The sequence below is a fragment of the Nonomuraea sp. NPDC002799 genome, assembly GCF_053592075.1.
In genome coordinates, this window is the sequence record NZ_JBSFVA010000023.1 from 17,722 (window position 1) to 32,604 (window position 14,883).

Here is a 14,883-nt window from a genome sequence, read left to right on the forward strand (position 1 = left end):
GGGGGCGGTTAGCTCAGCGGTAGAGCACTCGCCTTACAAGCGAGGGGTCACTGGTTCGAACCCAGTACCGCCCACCAGCCAAAACGCCCCGTCTCCGATCATGGAAACGGGGCGTGAGTGACAAACTGAGTGACATGCCGGATGGCTAGGCATCCTCGACCACGGGGAAGATGCGATCCATCGCGGTCGCGCCTTCTTGAATGACTGGTCGTATCTGCTGGCGGTAGACAGTCTCGGTCACGACCGTGTTGGAGTGTCCGACCAGGCGCGAGATGTCTTCGATCGGGATGTCATGATCCGAGAGCAGAGACACAAAGCTGTGCCGGAGTTCTCTTGGTGCCCACTCCTTCCCGGCGATCTTGGCTCTGCCGAGTACTTTCCTGAAGTCGCGCCTGATGTTGTGAGCGGTCATCTTGGTGCCGTTGCGAGTGGAGAACACCAGCTCGCGATCGTCGCTCTGGGCTTCTTTGAGGGCCTTCAGAGCGTCCACACAGCGTTTCGGCAGGGCAAGACTGCGTCGCGACTTCGGGGTCTTGGTCTCGCCTTTTTTGCGTACCGATCGCCAGACGTACAGGGCGAAGTTGTCGTGATCCCAGCCGATCTCCGCCACTGATCGCCATGTCTGGGTCCTGCCGTCATAGGCGACCACATGACTCCACTGAAGTGCCCGAACTTCCTCTGTTCGTGCTCCCGAGAGCAAAGACACCACGATGTACGCGCGGATGCGGGGCTGAGCGTTCTCGGCCGCTTTGAGGACGGCTTCGGCCTGGACCAACGTGAGGGCCTTCGAGTTGCGGCCCATTCGACCTTCCGGCACTTCACAGAGATCCACCACGTTACGTTTGACTTTGTCTCGTCGCATGGCGTTCTGGACGGCGCGATTGAGGACGTTGTGAAGGATCTTGAGAGAACGGGTGCTGAGATCACTCACCTTGTCCTGCAACCACTGATCGACGTCTTCGACGGAGAGATCTCGGAGCTTTCGTTTGCCGAGAGCAGGAAGAAGATGGTTCTCGGCATACGTTCGGTACATCTTGACCGTCGTAGGCTCGCGGCCTGGTAGTCCGTTGTCCAACCAGTAGTTCACCGCGTCGGCAACGGTGTAGTTGGTTGGTGCGATCGCTAGGCCGTCCTCGTGATCGCGTAGAACCTCCTTCAGTTTGGTCTTGGCTTCGGTCTTGGTCCGTCCAGCGGCCTTACGGGTGATGCGTCGGCCGGCCGGTGTGTAGCCGATAGTGATTTCGGCGATCCACCGCTGACGGGTTTCGCTCCAGTACAGACCGCCGTCGCCGTGAGCACGTTGTTTGGGCATCAAGCAACCTGCGCTTCCTGCTCAAGGAGCTTGATGTACTCGGCGATGGCCTCCGCTGGCACGCGTCGTGCGCGTCCGGCTTTGACCGTACGGAGTCGTCCGGCGCGGATCTCTTGGTAGAGGTAGCGACGGGACAGGCGCAGGACGACAACGGCATCGTTGACGGCGTAGAGCGCTTGGCCCGGGTAGTGGACGGTCTTGCTGTTGGTGGGCATGATGTGCTCCCGTTCACGTTCTGAGGTTGGTCAGGCGGCGAGCGGTATGGACGAACTGCATGCCTGTTCGTGGGCGAGTTCTTCGCGTCCGGCTCGGGTGTATTCGCGGGCTTGTGCCGCTGCTGTGTTGGCGAGGAGGGCGTCTCCGGTGGTTTTCCAGCCACTCCCGGCATAGGTGAGGTCGCCGATGATGAGCGTCGTTTCGTCGTCAAGGTCGGCTTGACGGTGAAAGGCGTCCGGGGCGTATTCGGTGCCGGTGTCTTGGGCGCGGCGGTAGCGGACGCGTGCGGCTCGTAGGGCCGCGAAAGTGGTGGAGTAGCGGCGGGCTTTGGTGAAGAAGTGTCCGCCGAAGCCGAGCATGTGGGCCCATCGGCGTAGGCCGTCGAACCCGGCGTGGTCGGGGTGGCCGAGCTCCCAGCAGGCGGCGATGAGTCGTTCGGTGTGGGTGCCGGTGCGGTTGGCGTACTGGTCGATCGTGGCAGGGTCGAGGCGGCGGGAGGCGTGTCCGGTGGTCTCGGTGCCTTTGGTGGAGTACTTGGCGAGGTAGGCGGCCACCATGGCGTCGGTGACGGGGTTGTCGCCGCGCAGGCTGAGCGGGCGTACATCGAGCTGATCGCCCCAAGCGATGGGCCAGCCGCCGGCCTTTTCGTCGTGGGTGTGCGTGGTGAACCGGGTCACGGTGGCGGCGTACTGGACGGCCTCTTGCAGATCGGTCACGGTGAAGCCGTCGGGTGGAGGGATGACGGCGGCCGGGTCGTCGGGGTCCAGGCCGTCCAGGCGGAGCAGGACGTGGAAGTGCACGGCTCCGCGTCGCTGATATTCGGCGGCTTTGCCGTGCGCGATGCGGATGCGGGGCAGGCCGCGACGGCGGGCGATCTGGTTGAGGTGACGTTCCATGGTCTGCTTGGTGCGCCGCCACAGTTCACCGGCTTGGTTGTTCCAGACGACGTGATGATCGTGGTCGTAGCAGTCCAGACACAGGGGCTGGCCGATGCGCTGGTCGACGGCCTGGTGCCGGGCGAAGCAAGCTTGCCGGACGCCGTGCGGGCAGGTCTCGATGGTGCGGCGGGCGTGGCAGGGTTCCGGCCGGCACGTGCACCGGGTCTTGTCCGTGCAGGTGTGGGTGCGGACGTGCCGGGTGTGGACGGTGCCGAAAGTGGGAGCGGTGAAGGTGGCGAAGACGGCCGGGTGGCTGGTGACCGTCTCGGGGACGCCTTTGCCGCCAGTCAGGCCGGAGCGGACGAGGTGGTAGGCGTCGCGGCGGTAGGTCTCAGCGCAGGAGGGGCAGACGGTGGCGCGGCGGTTTCCGCAGGCCTTGTAGATGACGCCGTCTGGCATGGCCGAGGTGGACTCCGTGGCCAGAATGACGCCGGTGGACGCCTCGACGGTATGGACCTGGCCGTGAAGGCGAACAGGGGCGGTACATCCGGCAGCGTGCCAGACGTGATCGAGCCAGGAGAAGTAGCCGTCACCGGCGCGGGTGAGAGCGCTGTCATGGGCGAAGAAGGCAGTTGCGCCGCTGGGGTGGTGTGCGAGGCCGGATTCGGTGTTCGCCCCCATCCCCGGGAGGGTGAGCTGATGCCCAGTCTTCCCGGGGGCGAGAGCCAGCGTCGAAGGTGCCGACGAGCTGGTGGTCACAGGCGGCCCCCGTCGTGGGTGCCGTCGAGGTGGTGAAGCAGGGCAGTGGCCGTGCCGGTGTCCACGCCGAGGTGTTCGGCGAGGATGGCCGGGGTGACGGGGTCTTCGCTGCGTTGGCGGTGAGCGAAGACGGCCATGCGTGCGCCCTGGAGGAGTTCGTCAGGGATGGAGGCGACCGGTTCGATCGCGGGAGTCTCGGCGTGGGGGATTTCCGCTGTCACGGTGGTGATCGTCTGATTGGCTGGTTCGTCAGCGACGGTGAGGTGTTCGCGGGTTGGCGTCGTGACCGGGTTGCCGCCGGACAGGGCGAGTTTGGTGAGGGCGAGGAAGGCCAGTGCCGGGACGGCGCTGAGCAGCCATCCGGTAGGGCTGGGCTCGGCGACCGCGAGTTGCGCGGCGATGGACAGCGCGGCAGCGGCGATGAGGACGATCATCGGGTAGATGACGGAGGTTCCGGCGCGCTTGCGTCGGCGAATTTCCAGACCGGCGGCGGTGGGAGTGAGTTCGGAGATGATGGCGTTAGCCCAGCCGAACCAGTCGCCGGTTCCGGTGGGGACGTGTCGCATGGTCCAGTCGTGGACGTGGGTGAAGGAGGCGAGGCCGGCCATGCCGCCGATGACGAGCAGGATAAGGATTTGGGCGGCGGATTCCAGGCGGGCGGCCCGGTTAGACGGTGAGGTCATGACAGTCGTCCTGGTGGTCGTTGAGGTGCGGGACGAGGGGTTGGTGGCACTCGCTACACGTGATGGAGGCGCTTGCCAGAAGCGTTGCGGCGACGCTAGTGATCCGGTTACAGCCACAGGTGGCGGTCACGAGGGTGATCGCGTACGGGTCGGTGGCGTCCGGAACCGGGTGTTCGTCCGCCCGTTGGTCCCAGCCGGTGACGCGGGGTACGACGCCGCACAGAGGACAGCAGCGTGAAGCTCCGCCCCGGTTCTTGAGTGATCGTTCGAGGTTGCGTCCGCCGTCCCAGACACGGGCGACGACGAAGCCGATTCCGGCGGCTGTGATGACCTTCATCAGGCGGGCGCCGGTGCCGCTGCGGTGCTGACGGAGGCGTCGGTTCAGGTCTCCGGGTGTCCAGCCGATGTAGTGGCGGGCGTGCTTGTAGGGCCGGTCGAAGTGCAGGAGGTAGACGGTCCCGCTGACGCTCATGCGTTCTCACCGCCCCAGCGCTGTTGCGCGGCCTGACGGGTGATGGCCAGGGGGCGTGCGATCTCGGCCCAGGAGTAGCCCTGCTCGCGGAGGCCGACCACGGCCTGCGTGATAGCCGTGTCGAGGTCATTGATCAGGGCAACAGCGTCGGCCAGTGCTTCGACATCGCCAGTGGCGATACGGCGGCCGTAGGCGCGGATGGCACGCCGGAGGAAGGCGACGTACTGGTCGTTCTCGACGACCCGGCGAGCGGGTTCGGGTGTCAAGAGCGGGTTGTCGGTGCTCTCGGTTCCGGGCATGCCGGAGGGCACGGTGCAGATAGGCTGCATGAATCCACGTCCTTCGCTTTGAGGTGGAGTAGTGGAGGGGCAGGGGCCGGGATGCTGTAGGAGGCGAATCCGGCCCCTGTGCTTTGTTCAGGCGGCGAGTTGGTTGGCCGCCCTGGACGCGCTGTTGCGGCGGATGGCGACGGCGTAGTCGGCGATGTGGGCGATGTCGCTGTCGGTGAGATAGGCGACCTTGATCTTTCGAGGGGTGCCGCCTTCGGCGATGAGGTAGCACACGCCCTGACTGGTGGGAGTGATGTCGGTGGCGCAGTAGCCAGAGCCGGACCAGCCATCGCCGAGGATGATGTCGCTGGAGCCGGACGAGGTGCAGCGGAACGCGGCTCGGTAGCCGAACAGGTCACGCATCGACTTGGGGATGATGTCGACGCTGGGCCGCTGTGTGGCGGCGACGACGATGATTCCGGCGGCTCGACCGCGTGCGACCAAGTCGCGCAGGAGGGCGATGAATTCGCGTTGCTGCCGTTCGTCGCCCACAGTTGCCGAGAAGTAGGCGATCTCGTCAATGATGACGACGATGACGTTGACGTCGTCGTACTGCTCGATCTTGCGACGGCGTCGGGCCGACAGCCAGGTGTAGCGGTTGTTCATCACCTGCTGGAGACGACGCAAGGTGATGATGGCGTCATCGATGTCGGGACCGACGAACTTGTCGGCGGCCTCGGCGAGCATGCCAAGCTCGACCTGCTTGCCGTCCAGGAGAACGAGCCGGGTGCGGTCGCACAGGGCGGCGTGGCAGCCGATGCACTGGATCAGGCCAGACTTTCCGCCGCCCGGTTCGCCAGCGGCGAGGATGTTGCGGTAGATGAGCGGCATGTAGACCGGCTGACGCATCTCATCGATCCCGATGAAGACCGAGTCATACATCGACAGCATCGGCCCTATCGGCACGGCCGAGGCGAGAGCAAGAGTCATGATCGTAGGTCTCTTTCGGCGAGAACGAAACGAGACCGTACGGGGTGCCACCAGGGGCAGAGCCCGCACGGACCGTCAGAGCGTTGCAGCTATGGAGTGACCAGGCCGTAGTAGGTGTCTGCGGCTTGGTGCAAGGCCATCTCCTCCTGGGTGATGGCGGTAGCGCGGTATTCGACCGGGCCGAAGGTACGTAGCGCGGTGTAGTGGGAACCGCGGTTGTTCTGGGTGGGAGTGACGCCAAGGATGGCGGCCACGCGATCGACTTCCACACGTTTCGCGTCGTCGGAGTCGTCGCCGGAGGTGTCAGCGGCGGTGACGCTGTAGCTGACGTTGACCCACGAGTTGGTGGGCACATCGGGGTGTGTGTCGAGGAAGTCGGCCAGGGCACGTAGCCCTTCGATGAGCTGGACTCGTATCGATGAGTTGGTCTCGGTGAGGTGAGTCATGGTGGGTTCTCTCAGCTTCAGTCGATGTAGTCGCTGATGTCTTCCGCGCCGCGTGCGGCCGGGACCGGGACAGCCGCCCGAGCAGGGGCGGGCTTGTTGCCGTTGTCGGTCCGGCCGTTCTTGGTGTTCTTGGGCGTGTCGGTGACGGATGCTTCGGTGACGTCGTTCAGGTCCAGCCCGCCATTGCCCGTGTCGAGGACAAGCGTCGGTTGATCGAACATGTCGCTGGTGTCGTTGATCTCGTCAGTGAGCGGAGAGACGACGCGCCCGGTCAGGGCATCACGACGGCTGATGTTGATCCGCACGAGAGCGGAGTTGGACTGCGAAGCGCGCTCGACGGTGACCTTGTCGGCCCAGCACGCGGCAGCAATCTGTTCGAGTCGGCTTTCCAGGTCCGACATGGCCAGGCCGGGACGGAGCCACAGCCAAACCGATTCGCCGATCAAAGTGGGACGAGCCCACAGCACGAACGGCAGCGAGGCGCGATTGTTGCCGATGATGAATTCGGCGAAGCAGGTCCGCAGACGGTGCCGGGAGATGACGCACCAGGCGACCTTCATGACGTTGCGCCGGACCTGCGGGAACACGAACGGGACTGCCAGTAGGGCGATGACCGCCAGGCGCATGGCCAGGGTGGTGTTCTGGGCCAGGGTTACGAACCCGTAGACGAGGCCGGCGGCGGTGACGATTTCCGGCAGCCACCAGACGAGGACCCGCAGCACGGGCCAGACGGCGATCACGGCGGCTATCGGCAGGGCGATCAGTGCGCCGCAGGCGCCACCCAGGATGAGAGCGATGATCGGGTGCCAGTAGTCCGTCAGGATGGTGGCGGCCAGCAGGCCGGTCACCACGGAGACCACCCAGAAGGCGATTTTGGCGTTACGGGTGTAGGACCGCGAGACGTGATCCTCGATCACCGTCACAGTTCCGCGACGGCCCGAGGCTCGCCGCGAGTAGGAACGGCCACTATTCTTGGCCATGAGTCGACTTCCTTCCCTTGAGGGATGTCGGTTTGGAGTGAGTGCGACGGGGCCGGATCTGGGGAGATTGGCGGCCCCGTACGCAGATGAGCTACTGATCGTTGTGGTTGACCGGGCTGGACTTGACGTCCTTCTCCCGCTCCTTCGCCTGGTCGGCGAGCATGGCATCGTAGGTATCGCGAACGGACTGGGGTTCGCCGTTCGGCCAGGTGCCGGGCTTGCCGGGATGGAAAATGTGCGAGCGGAATGCCATGCTGGATTTCCTCTCTACGAGGACCGGGCACGCTCTCTCGTGGTTGGGTGGCGTGCCCGGGAATTCCTTGTGTGATCTGTCGGCTGGTTCGGAGTGATCTCCGGTGTGCCGAATCAGGCCGTTGGCCGGAAGTGATGCCTGGAGATGTCTCCGAGTGGCATCACATGCGGACACCTCAGGTGGACCGTGAGCGTCTGAGCCGAGTCAGGCAGTCTTGACCGCCGACACCGAAGCCGCCTTGATCTCCTGCGCGCGAAACGCAACGCCGCTGCGCCCGTTGGTCGACCACGGCAGGGCCTCCAGCTTGGAGAGCGTGACGACCTGTCCCACCTTCACCTCGGGCCGGATACCGGCCGTAGTGACAGTGATGACCTCGCCACCGTCCTCGTCCAGGATGAACACCTGCGTCGACCACATCGGACGACCCGTGTCGCGCTCGGTCTTCTGGCGACCGTTCTGGTCGGTCTTCTCGACCGACTCCTTCGACACCGTCACCTGCTTGTTGCTCGTGTCCACGTAGAGCTTCATGGAGCCCTTCCCTCCTTCTGGGCGCATCGCCTCTCGATGCGACTCCTTCTCTCTAGGCGTCTACTCGTCTAGAGGAGTACACTTACTTGTATAGAGGAGGAGAGGAAGGGTGTCAACTAATGTGCGGGAAGTTCGTACGACAAAACGTAGGCATCCGTTGCCATGATCGTGTCGCACACCTCGACAGCACGCCCATGAATGTCATAAGCCGTACGAATCAGGCGAAAAACAGGCACTCCGGGAGCAAGCCGCAGAAGCCGGGTTTCCTCCTGAGTGGGCATCCGAGAGTGAACGTCCTCGGTGAAGCGCTCCAAGGTGTGTCCAAGGTCTTCAAGGCGTCCGTAGATACCGCCGGGACCTGGGTTCGGCTCTTCTATCGGTGTGCCACGGGCAATATCAACCGGGAGGTAAGAAATTGCGGTTTCTACGGGCTTGCCGTTCAGGGAATACCGCCGGCTCCTGGCTGTGGCTACCTCGCCACTTCTCAGACGCAAACGCTCTGCGATCTCCGGGGGAGGGGCGACCTCCCGAACGGAGATCATATCGACTTCCGGCTTTGCGCCGATCTGGCTGGATTCGGCAAGAAAGGCGGCTTTGCCCTCTTTTCGGTGACGTCGCGCAAACCGGTCCGACGCGAGCCGCTTGACTACGGGTCGCGTGCGTACATAGACGCCACGACCGTGCTCGGAAACGATCAACCCTTCTGTCTGCAAGGCTTGAAGTGCGTTCCTGACCGTCATGCGTGCGACACCGTAATGGTCCATGAGCTTGGCTTCGGAGGGGAGCTTGTCGCCTTCCTCCAGTCGGCCGCGCTCGATCGCTTCGCGAAGGTGGTCGGCGATCTGCCGGAACACGGCACGGTCGCTGGTCGGATCAACCGACCCGAGCCCAACCATCTCCGCGCTCACAGCAGCTCCCTCAACTCGTACAGACGTCTATCACTCTCTAGCCTACCCTTGGAGGTCAACCATGAACGAACATCAGCAGAAGCACTCTGTCAGCGTTGCCGGCATCGTTGTCGACCATGTCGGGCGTGCGCTCCTCATCCGACGGCGAGACAACTCTCATTGGGAGCCGCCTGGGGGAGTCCTTGAGCTCAACGAATCCATCCAGGACGGCCTTCGCCGAGAGGTCAAGGAAGAGACCGGCCTAGACGTCGAGCCGGTCGCGCTGACCGGCGTGTACAAGAACATGTCGCGAGGCATAGTCGCTCTCGTCTTCCGCTGCGTTGGGACCGGTGGCGAACTGACGACCAACGATGAAGTGAGCGGCTTTCAGTGGGCGACACCCGAAGAGGTGATCTCCATGGCTGACGAAGCTTTCGCGGTGCGTGTGCTCGACGCTCTCTACGATGGTAAACCCGCCATACGCCAGCACAACGGGATCAAGCTGTCTGACGACAGTGCCCTGTGAGAAGTTTCTGTACGTCTTCAAGGCGGCCCGCAAGCAGGCCGCACGCGCCGCCGTCACGGCGAACGCCGCCGCCCTCCGCTAGGGCTCCAGGCGGTCGGCTAAGAGCGCGCCGGACGGCTGGCGCGGACGAGTCGACGGGCCGCCACGACAGTACAGACGCTTGGCACAGTGGGGAGCGCAGTTCTCGGGTCACAGAGGACGAGCCAATCAGCGCACGCGTGCGCGATCACGGGGTCGTCCTTACGGCAAGCCTCCGGCGGGGGCGCTCCGGCTCCGGGCAGCCAAGATCGTTCCCTGCCCGTCTGAGTGGGTTGCTGTGGAAGCCTGCCCGTCTGCCGCCGTCCCAGGGCAAGCCTTAGCAGACCAGCCGCGGGGCCGCCTTCTTTCCATCACGGCCCTGGCACCGGGCTCGCGGCCGGGCGGCCCCGCGGCTGGCCCGCTAACCCCGTGGGTGGGACGACGGCAGACGGGCAGGCCAAGAGGGGGGCTGTATCGCATTTGCTCGGAGCAAACAACGGTCGCATAACCGTCATACGATCGGGCGGATAACTTGCGCGTCACGAGCGCTGCGATTCATGCTCAATCATCTCATTTGCGGCTGCTATCAATCTCCCATTGTCAGAGTCGCCGCTCCACGTGACCCACGATAGATTTGCAAATGCCTCTGAGTTCATATCTTGAAATATCTGTTTAGCGTTCTTGGAAAGCTCAACATTGGTAACAAGGAGAACGGGTGTAACACCATAAGCAATGCGTCCCATCGCGCGATTAAGCGCAACGGTGGACAAATATCGTCCAGATCCAACATGTTTAATAACGACACTAATCACAGTTCCTTGACTGCGAATCTGCAGGTCAGGGCCAGAATCAGGATAGACATCGAACGCGCAGCCTGGAAATGCTGACATTAGGAGTCCCAAAACGCGTTGCTCATATGCAAACCCGCGTACTTCGGTTTGCCCACCAGCTCTATTCTTGTCCACCTGCTCTCTTGTCACAATTTTGGGCTGCCCTTCGGCGTTCCAGTACACTGCGAGCTCTGGTGGCTCGCTTTCCCCCGATCGGGCCCATTCCCATCCCAATCTTGCCCCCTCAGAAAGCACGCGCTCTAGCGACGCACGACGCGCCTCCTCGTCGATCAGTTGACTTTCCAGCTCTCCGAGCCTGCCAGAAAGTTCCGTTTCGTCGACTTGTTCTGATTCTTGGCTTACGTCGAAGCGTACTTGGCCCTCTGCTTTCTCGGACACTTCCGTCGCTTCTTCGAGGGCATCTTCAGCCGCCTCCTTCGCTCGTCCAACGCGGAGCTTCACACCGGCGGCCTCAGCTTCAAGCTCTCGATTAAATATCGTAGCGATCGGCTTGCGGAGAGTGATCGCGATCGCTAGCACAATGACGGGCCAGCCCACAGCCACCTTGAAGTACTCAAGGCCGAGCTTCCACCAATCCATACCTCCCAGGATGCATGGCCACCTATAGTCACGTCTCCCAAACGCCTCTTCCAGCGGTAAGCCTCTTCGCGTGGAACGACGGCAAACGAGCCGGGGGGTATCGAGAGGTGAGTGACAAACTGAGTGACATCAGGAACGCCCACCACAGCGCGACCATGCACATGAGTGCACGCCGAATGCAGGCCTGAGCGGCGGAAACCCCAGTTCCAGTGATCGAATAGCTACTCTTACAAGCGAGGGGTCACTGGTTCGAACCCAGTACCGCCCACCCAGGTCAGACCACCTTTTTTGGGGCGGGGTCGAAGATCGGAAACGGGTGAGTGGGAGAGATCTGGAAGATGATCTCCCTTGCCGATCTTTCTCAAGGGCTCGAGCAACCCGCCCAGAACCCGCACTGGTGATCTTCCGCCGTGCATCCTTGACCGCTCTTGGAACGACTGCTCCGCGAACCGCTGCAAGCCCTCCATGATCTGAGTCAGCATCGCGGGAGGCGTGTGCGAGTACGTGCCGACGATTCCCGGCACCCCATGACCCAGCCGCTCCTCTGACGCCACCGTTGGGACGCCGAGTACGTCGAGCCACACCTTTTGGCCGTGCCGCAGGCCATGCACTTTCAACCCGAGCAAGACAGACACGGCAGCAACTGACGTCCATGCAGCCTCCAGCGTGACTGGGCCGGTGAGGATGTCACGGCTCGAGGCGTCCCCCGCGAGGCGAGCGCCGAAGCTTACCCGGCGGTCTGTGGTGCGATCTGGGAGATGCGCTGGTGGGACAGGCGAAGCGCCCGGCCCGCGTCGCGGGTGCTCCAGCCTCTGTCCACGAGCAGGCGGGCAGCGTGGCGGACGGCGTCTCTCTCGGCCTGTCCGGCGTAAGCGCGGGCGACACGAGCTGCCACGACGGCATCCAGCGCGGCGGCGGCCTCGGGGTCGTCAGGGGCGAGATGGACGCCGACCGTGCCGAGCTCGGCCTTGAGCGCGGCGAGGACGCCCTTGGCTGCGTTCATCTCAGCCTCGGTCCACGTCGCGCCCTGCGCCTGGACGGCGCGACCTTCGGGGAGGTCGTGGACGACGACGGTCCACAGTGCTCCGTCGCGCGTGGCTGTGGCGGGGTAGCTGGTGTACCGGGTGCCGGATGGCTCGGCCGGAGTCTCGACGATGTCTTCTTCGTCGAAGATCTCCTCGAAGTGCGTCTTCATGCACGGCAGCGTAAGCCCGCCTCATCAGCGCGTCTAGGCACTTGGCCAACCCACGTCTAATTGCATAGCCGCAGGTCAACAGCATAGGGCGATTTATCCAAGATATGTCGTACCACGCCTTGAGGCCCCGGCTCCGGCCCGGGTGGCGTGGCTACTACGGCTTCCGGCGAAGAAGTGAGGACCCCGCGCGTCTTAGGCGCCACACATAGCGGCCCCCGGACTGAGCAGTCCGGGGGCCGCTGCCTTTCTCGATGGCTTACCGTTCGCAGACCACGCCGTCTCCGTCGCGGTCCTGGTACCAGGCATACTCGGGATCAGCGCCACGCCTGTACGGCCCATAGCCGGCGTTGTTCGCTTCGCCGCAGGTGCGGAAGCGTGGATCGGTCCCTGACGGGGCCGGGTCGGTCTTCGTCGGCTTGGGCGTCGGCTTGGGCGTCGGCTTGGGGGTAGGCGTGGATGTCGGTGTCGGGGTTCCGCCGCCGCCGTCGCACTTGCCGGACCAGATGCGCAGGCGCTCCGCCTTCGCCTTGACCTGCTCGGCGCGCATCACCTTGATGTAGCGGTCATTCGGCTTGGACAGGACGGCTTTGCCGTAGCCGTAGCGGACCAGGTAGCGGTTGACATGCACGCCCTTCGCCGACCATACGTAGTAGAGCCAGCGGCCGTAGCGGTCCTTCGGGCCCTTGTCGGCAACCAGGTAGGCGACCTTCCCGACCGGTAGGAGAGCCGCGGTGCGGGCGGTCGCGGTCTTGAACCAGCACTTGCCGCGCCCCGGCGTGTCTACCTCCAGAAGGCGGACACGGATCTTCTTGCCTGCGCGCATGACATCGATCGTCTCGCCGTCCACGATCTTCACGACTCGGGCAGAGACGGCACCTTTGGGGACGCCGGCGGGTGCGGCTGCCTCTGCGGACGTCGCGAAGGTGAGCGGCAGCGCGACGGCCGCGGCGGCGATGATCGTAGTCGTGCATGAGCGTAAGCGCATGGCGTGGCTCCAGGGACGGACGTTGTGGACGAGAGAGGAGACGCCTCAACACCGCCGTCGGTGTACACACCACCCGTGATGAGTGCACGCTTCGCAAGCGAGCGGTCACTGGTTCGAACCCAAAACCGCCCACCTGTGAAAACATCCTGTGTGCGATCTTGGAATTACGCCTGATCGAGAGTAGAGCTCGGATCGGACCCTGCAATAGGGGGCCTAAAGTGGGCAGTCTGGTCGCTGAGGAGGCGGCACACGGATGGACTTGAAGACGCTGAGAGAAGTCGCGCAGGTCAGTGATCCCGTGGAACGAGCCCGCATGCTCAGCCGTCTCATGACCGAGGAACAGGGGTTGGTGACCGAGGCGGCCAAGATGCGGCGGCAGGCCATCGCCGAGGCGCGGGAGTCCGGCATGAACCTGGAGGAGATCGCCGGACGGCTGGGTGTCTCCCCGGGGCGCATTTCACAGATGCGGAAGGGCCCGGCGGCCCGTACGCCCGAAGGGCCTGCCTCGTCAGCCCCTCGTGTGCTGGTGCAGCGCGCGTTGCCCACTGAGCCCGCCGTTCGAGGCTCGAAATCCCTGTTCCTGGCGGAAGCGGAACGGCAGGGGCTCAAGGCTGATCGCCGGATGCTGTACGTCGGGCTGGAGCCTGCCAGTGATCACGTGGCGGCCTGCCTGCGCGTCGAACCTGGTGTCGAGATCGTGGCCCGGCGCAAGATGATGACGGCGAACGACGTACCGGTGCGCATCGCGACGAGCTACTTCCGCGCGGATCTGTTCGGCGATACCAGGCTCGCCGAGCCGGAGTTCGTGAAGCCGTCGCTTCAGTCCGCGTTGACCGCCCTGGGCTACGCGTTCGGGCACGCCGAGGAGAATCTGACCGCCCGGCCACCGACGACCTTCGAGCGTGAGACGTTGGAGCTTGAGTCCGGAGAGTGGATCGTCCAGGTGTTGCGCGCCAGCTACTCCACCGAGGACGCGGCGGTCCATGTGCTCGAAACGATCTGCGCCGCGAACCGGCATATCTTCCCCATCGGCCAGGTCTCGGGATACGACGAATTCTGAGTGACCACCTGAGTGACGATCGCGCTGGACGGCCTTGAATCCTTCAGGGACGTCGCCCGGGTGATGACGGGAACTGCGTGCCGCCGTAGGACGACAGTGAATCGGATGGCGGCGTCGATGTAGTGCGCAGGTGGAAGCCCAGCCTCTGCCAGGGCATTGGCCACGATCGGAATGCCTGTTGCCAGCGCCTCGATCACTCGCGCGCCTGTTTCTGGGGTGCGAGCGTGTTGGCAGATCGCAACGAGTCGCGCATTGCGTGCTGAGGTGACGGCATCCCGGCCGAGCCGATCGACCGTGATGCCGTACAGGCCGCCAGGGTTGGAGACGATCAGCCGGTCACGACGGAGCCGAACCTCCACGGCCATGCCGGCCGACAATGATCGAGGTCGCGATGGAGAAGCGCGTTGGCGATGAGCTCGCGAAATGCGATGTAGGGATAGGCGGGCCGATCAAGAACGGTCCCGTCCGGCGCCGACACGACGCTGGTGTCAAAGGTTCGCCGTGCCCAGTTCAGGGCCTCTTCCAGCATCCGTGGAATAGCCCCGGTGATCGTTGTCTGGTTCCGAGCCCGCGATCCTACGGGATCGGACGGCAATGGCTCTGCCGAAGCCTGGATGACGAAGCGCGGAAACCACTCCTGTGGATGAACCCCCAAAGTCAACACTCCTGCGACGGTCGGAGTGCCGTCGGGCAGAGTAATTCCAGCACGCCGCAGCAACTCGGCATCGTCAGGGAAACGGCCCAGGCCGTGGGGATCCCGTTCGCGGACCGAACGTAGGAACGCTGTGACAAGGTCGCTGTCCAGGTCCTCGCGGGTGGCGCTTGTCACGGACTGCCTGTCGAAGAGCGGCGGCTTCCGGGCGGCAAGGAATGCCTGCTCTTCCAAATCCGACAGTGGGAAGTCCCCGTCGTACCCCCGCATGTATGCCGTGCCCGACGCCGTGATATGGCACGGCTTGGCCGACGGATCGCATTCATGCACCCTGGCGACCATGA

General features: G+C 64.0%; 19 protein-coding genes and 1 tRNA gene. 3 read left to right on the forward strand and 17 right to left on the reverse strand.

Annotated elements, in window-relative coordinates; genetic code table 11:
* Positions 1–2 precede the first annotated feature (2 nt).
* A tRNA-Val gene (locus ACWD0F_RS33500) sits at positions 3–77 on the forward strand.
* Positions 78–145: 68 nt separating this feature from the next.
* Here ACWD0F_RS33500 and ACWD0F_RS33505 read toward each other — a convergent pair.
* The 12 genes from ACWD0F_RS33505 to ACWD0F_RS33560 all read right to left on the reverse strand — a co-directional run bounded on the left by ACWD0F_RS33505 (position 146) and on the right by ACWD0F_RS33560 (position 8,694).
* Entirely contained in the window at positions 146–1,312 is a 1,167-nt protein-coding gene (locus tag ACWD0F_RS33505) for a tyrosine-type recombinase/integrase (protein ID WP_449882769.1), read from the reverse strand.
* Positions 1,312–1,527, reverse strand: a complete 216-nt coding sequence (locus tag ACWD0F_RS33510) for a helix-turn-helix domain-containing protein (RefSeq protein ID WP_449882771.1) — start codon at positions 1,525–1,527, stop codon at positions 1,312–1,314. Before ACWD0F_RS33510 ends, ACWD0F_RS33505 begins: the two co-directional genes overlap by 1 nt.
* Before the next feature lie 30 nt (positions 1,528–1,557).
* Complete coding sequence (locus ACWD0F_RS33515) at positions 1,558–3,087, reverse strand: replication initiator (RefSeq protein ID WP_449882773.1); 1,530 nt, start codon at positions 3,085–3,087, stop codon at positions 1,558–1,560.
* Between the two features lie 74 nt (positions 3,088–3,161).
* On the reverse strand, positions 3,162–3,848 hold the full coding sequence (locus ACWD0F_RS33520; protein ID WP_449882775.1) for a hypothetical protein: 687 nt from the start codon (positions 3,846–3,848) through the stop codon (positions 3,162–3,164).
* On the reverse strand, positions 3,832–4,320 hold the full coding sequence (locus ACWD0F_RS33525; RefSeq protein ID WP_449882777.1) for a hypothetical protein: 489 nt from the start codon (positions 4,318–4,320) through the stop codon (positions 3,832–3,834). The genes ACWD0F_RS33520 and ACWD0F_RS33525 overlap by 17 nt, the downstream gene beginning before the upstream one ends.
* The gene (locus ACWD0F_RS33530; protein ID WP_449882779.1) at positions 4,317–4,649 is read right to left on the reverse strand and encodes a hypothetical protein; all 333 of its coding nucleotides are present in this window, start codon (positions 4,647–4,649) and stop codon (positions 4,317–4,319) included. Before ACWD0F_RS33530 ends, ACWD0F_RS33525 begins: the two co-directional genes overlap by 4 nt.
* Positions 4,650–4,736: 87 nt before the next feature.
* Positions 4,737–5,579 (reverse strand): FtsK/SpoIIIE domain-containing protein, encoded by an 843-nt coding sequence (locus ACWD0F_RS33535; protein ID WP_449882780.1) that lies wholly within the window; start codon positions 5,577–5,579, stop codon positions 4,737–4,739.
* 89 nt (positions 5,580–5,668) lie between these two features.
* Positions 5,669–6,025, reverse strand: coding sequence for a hypothetical protein (locus ACWD0F_RS33540; protein WP_449882783.1), 357 nt, complete (start codon positions 6,023–6,025; stop codon positions 5,669–5,671).
* A 17-nt stretch (positions 6,026–6,042) separates the two neighbouring features.
* Positions 6,043–6,948, reverse strand: coding sequence for a hypothetical protein (locus ACWD0F_RS33545; RefSeq protein WP_449882785.1), 906 nt, complete (start codon positions 6,946–6,948; stop codon positions 6,043–6,045).
* 148 nt (positions 6,949–7,096) lie between these two features.
* Entirely contained in the window at positions 7,097–7,258 is a 162-nt protein-coding gene (locus ACWD0F_RS33550) for a hypothetical protein (RefSeq protein ID WP_449882787.1), read from the reverse strand.
* Between the two features lie 204 nt (positions 7,259–7,462).
* A complete protein-coding gene (locus ACWD0F_RS33555) occupies positions 7,463–7,786 on the reverse strand; it encodes a hypothetical protein (protein WP_449882790.1) in 324 nt (107 codons plus the stop codon).
* A gap of 116 nt (positions 7,787–7,902) precedes the next feature.
* Positions 7,903–8,694, reverse strand: coding sequence for a GntR family transcriptional regulator (locus ACWD0F_RS33560; RefSeq protein ID WP_449882792.1), 792 nt, complete (start codon positions 8,692–8,694; stop codon positions 7,903–7,905).
* A gap of 61 nt (positions 8,695–8,755) precedes the next feature.
* On the opposite strand from ACWD0F_RS33560, the gene ACWD0F_RS33565 reads away from it, so the two are divergent.
* Entirely contained in the window at positions 8,756–9,199 is a 444-nt protein-coding gene (locus tag ACWD0F_RS33565; protein ID WP_449882794.1) for an NUDIX hydrolase, read from the forward strand.
* 557 nt (positions 9,200–9,756) lie between these two features.
* Here ACWD0F_RS33565 and ACWD0F_RS33570 read toward each other — a convergent pair.
* The 3 genes from ACWD0F_RS33570 to ACWD0F_RS33580 form a co-directional block, all read right to left on the reverse strand.
* Positions 9,757–10,647, reverse strand: a complete 891-nt coding sequence (locus ACWD0F_RS33570; protein ID WP_449882796.1) for a hypothetical protein — start codon at positions 10,645–10,647, stop codon at positions 9,757–9,759.
* A 727-nt stretch (positions 10,648–11,374) separates the two neighbouring features.
* On the reverse strand, positions 11,375–11,842 hold the full coding sequence (locus ACWD0F_RS33575; protein WP_449882798.1) for a type II toxin-antitoxin system HicB family antitoxin: 468 nt from the start codon (positions 11,840–11,842) through the stop codon (positions 11,375–11,377).
* A 256-nt stretch (positions 11,843–12,098) separates the two neighbouring features.
* A complete protein-coding gene (locus tag ACWD0F_RS33580) occupies positions 12,099–12,698 on the reverse strand; it encodes a thermonuclease family protein (RefSeq protein ID WP_449882801.1) in 600 nt (199 codons plus the stop codon).
* 382 nt (positions 12,699–13,080) lie between these two features.
* Here ACWD0F_RS33580 and ACWD0F_RS33585 point away from each other — a divergent pair, with 382 nt between their 5' ends.
* Positions 13,081–13,887 (forward strand): UTRA domain-containing protein, encoded by an 807-nt coding sequence (locus ACWD0F_RS33585; RefSeq protein ID WP_449882802.1) that lies wholly within the window; start codon positions 13,081–13,083, stop codon positions 13,885–13,887.
* On the opposite strand, the gene ACWD0F_RS33590 is transcribed toward ACWD0F_RS33585, so the two are convergent.
* Both ACWD0F_RS33590 and ACWD0F_RS33595 read right to left on the reverse strand, forming a co-directional pair.
* Complete coding sequence (locus ACWD0F_RS33590) at positions 13,785–14,252, reverse strand: ATP-binding protein (protein WP_449882804.1); 468 nt, start codon at positions 14,250–14,252, stop codon at positions 13,785–13,787. The genes ACWD0F_RS33585 and ACWD0F_RS33590 overlap by 103 nt on opposite strands.
* Positions 14,216–14,881 carry a hypothetical protein gene (locus ACWD0F_RS33595; RefSeq protein ID WP_449882806.1) on the reverse strand — a complete coding sequence of 222 codons (666 nt, stop codon included), beginning with the start codon at positions 14,879–14,881 and terminating at the stop codon, positions 14,216–14,218. The genes ACWD0F_RS33590 and ACWD0F_RS33595 overlap by 37 nt, the downstream gene beginning before the upstream one ends.
* Between the last annotated feature and the right edge of the window lie 2 nt (positions 14,882–14,883).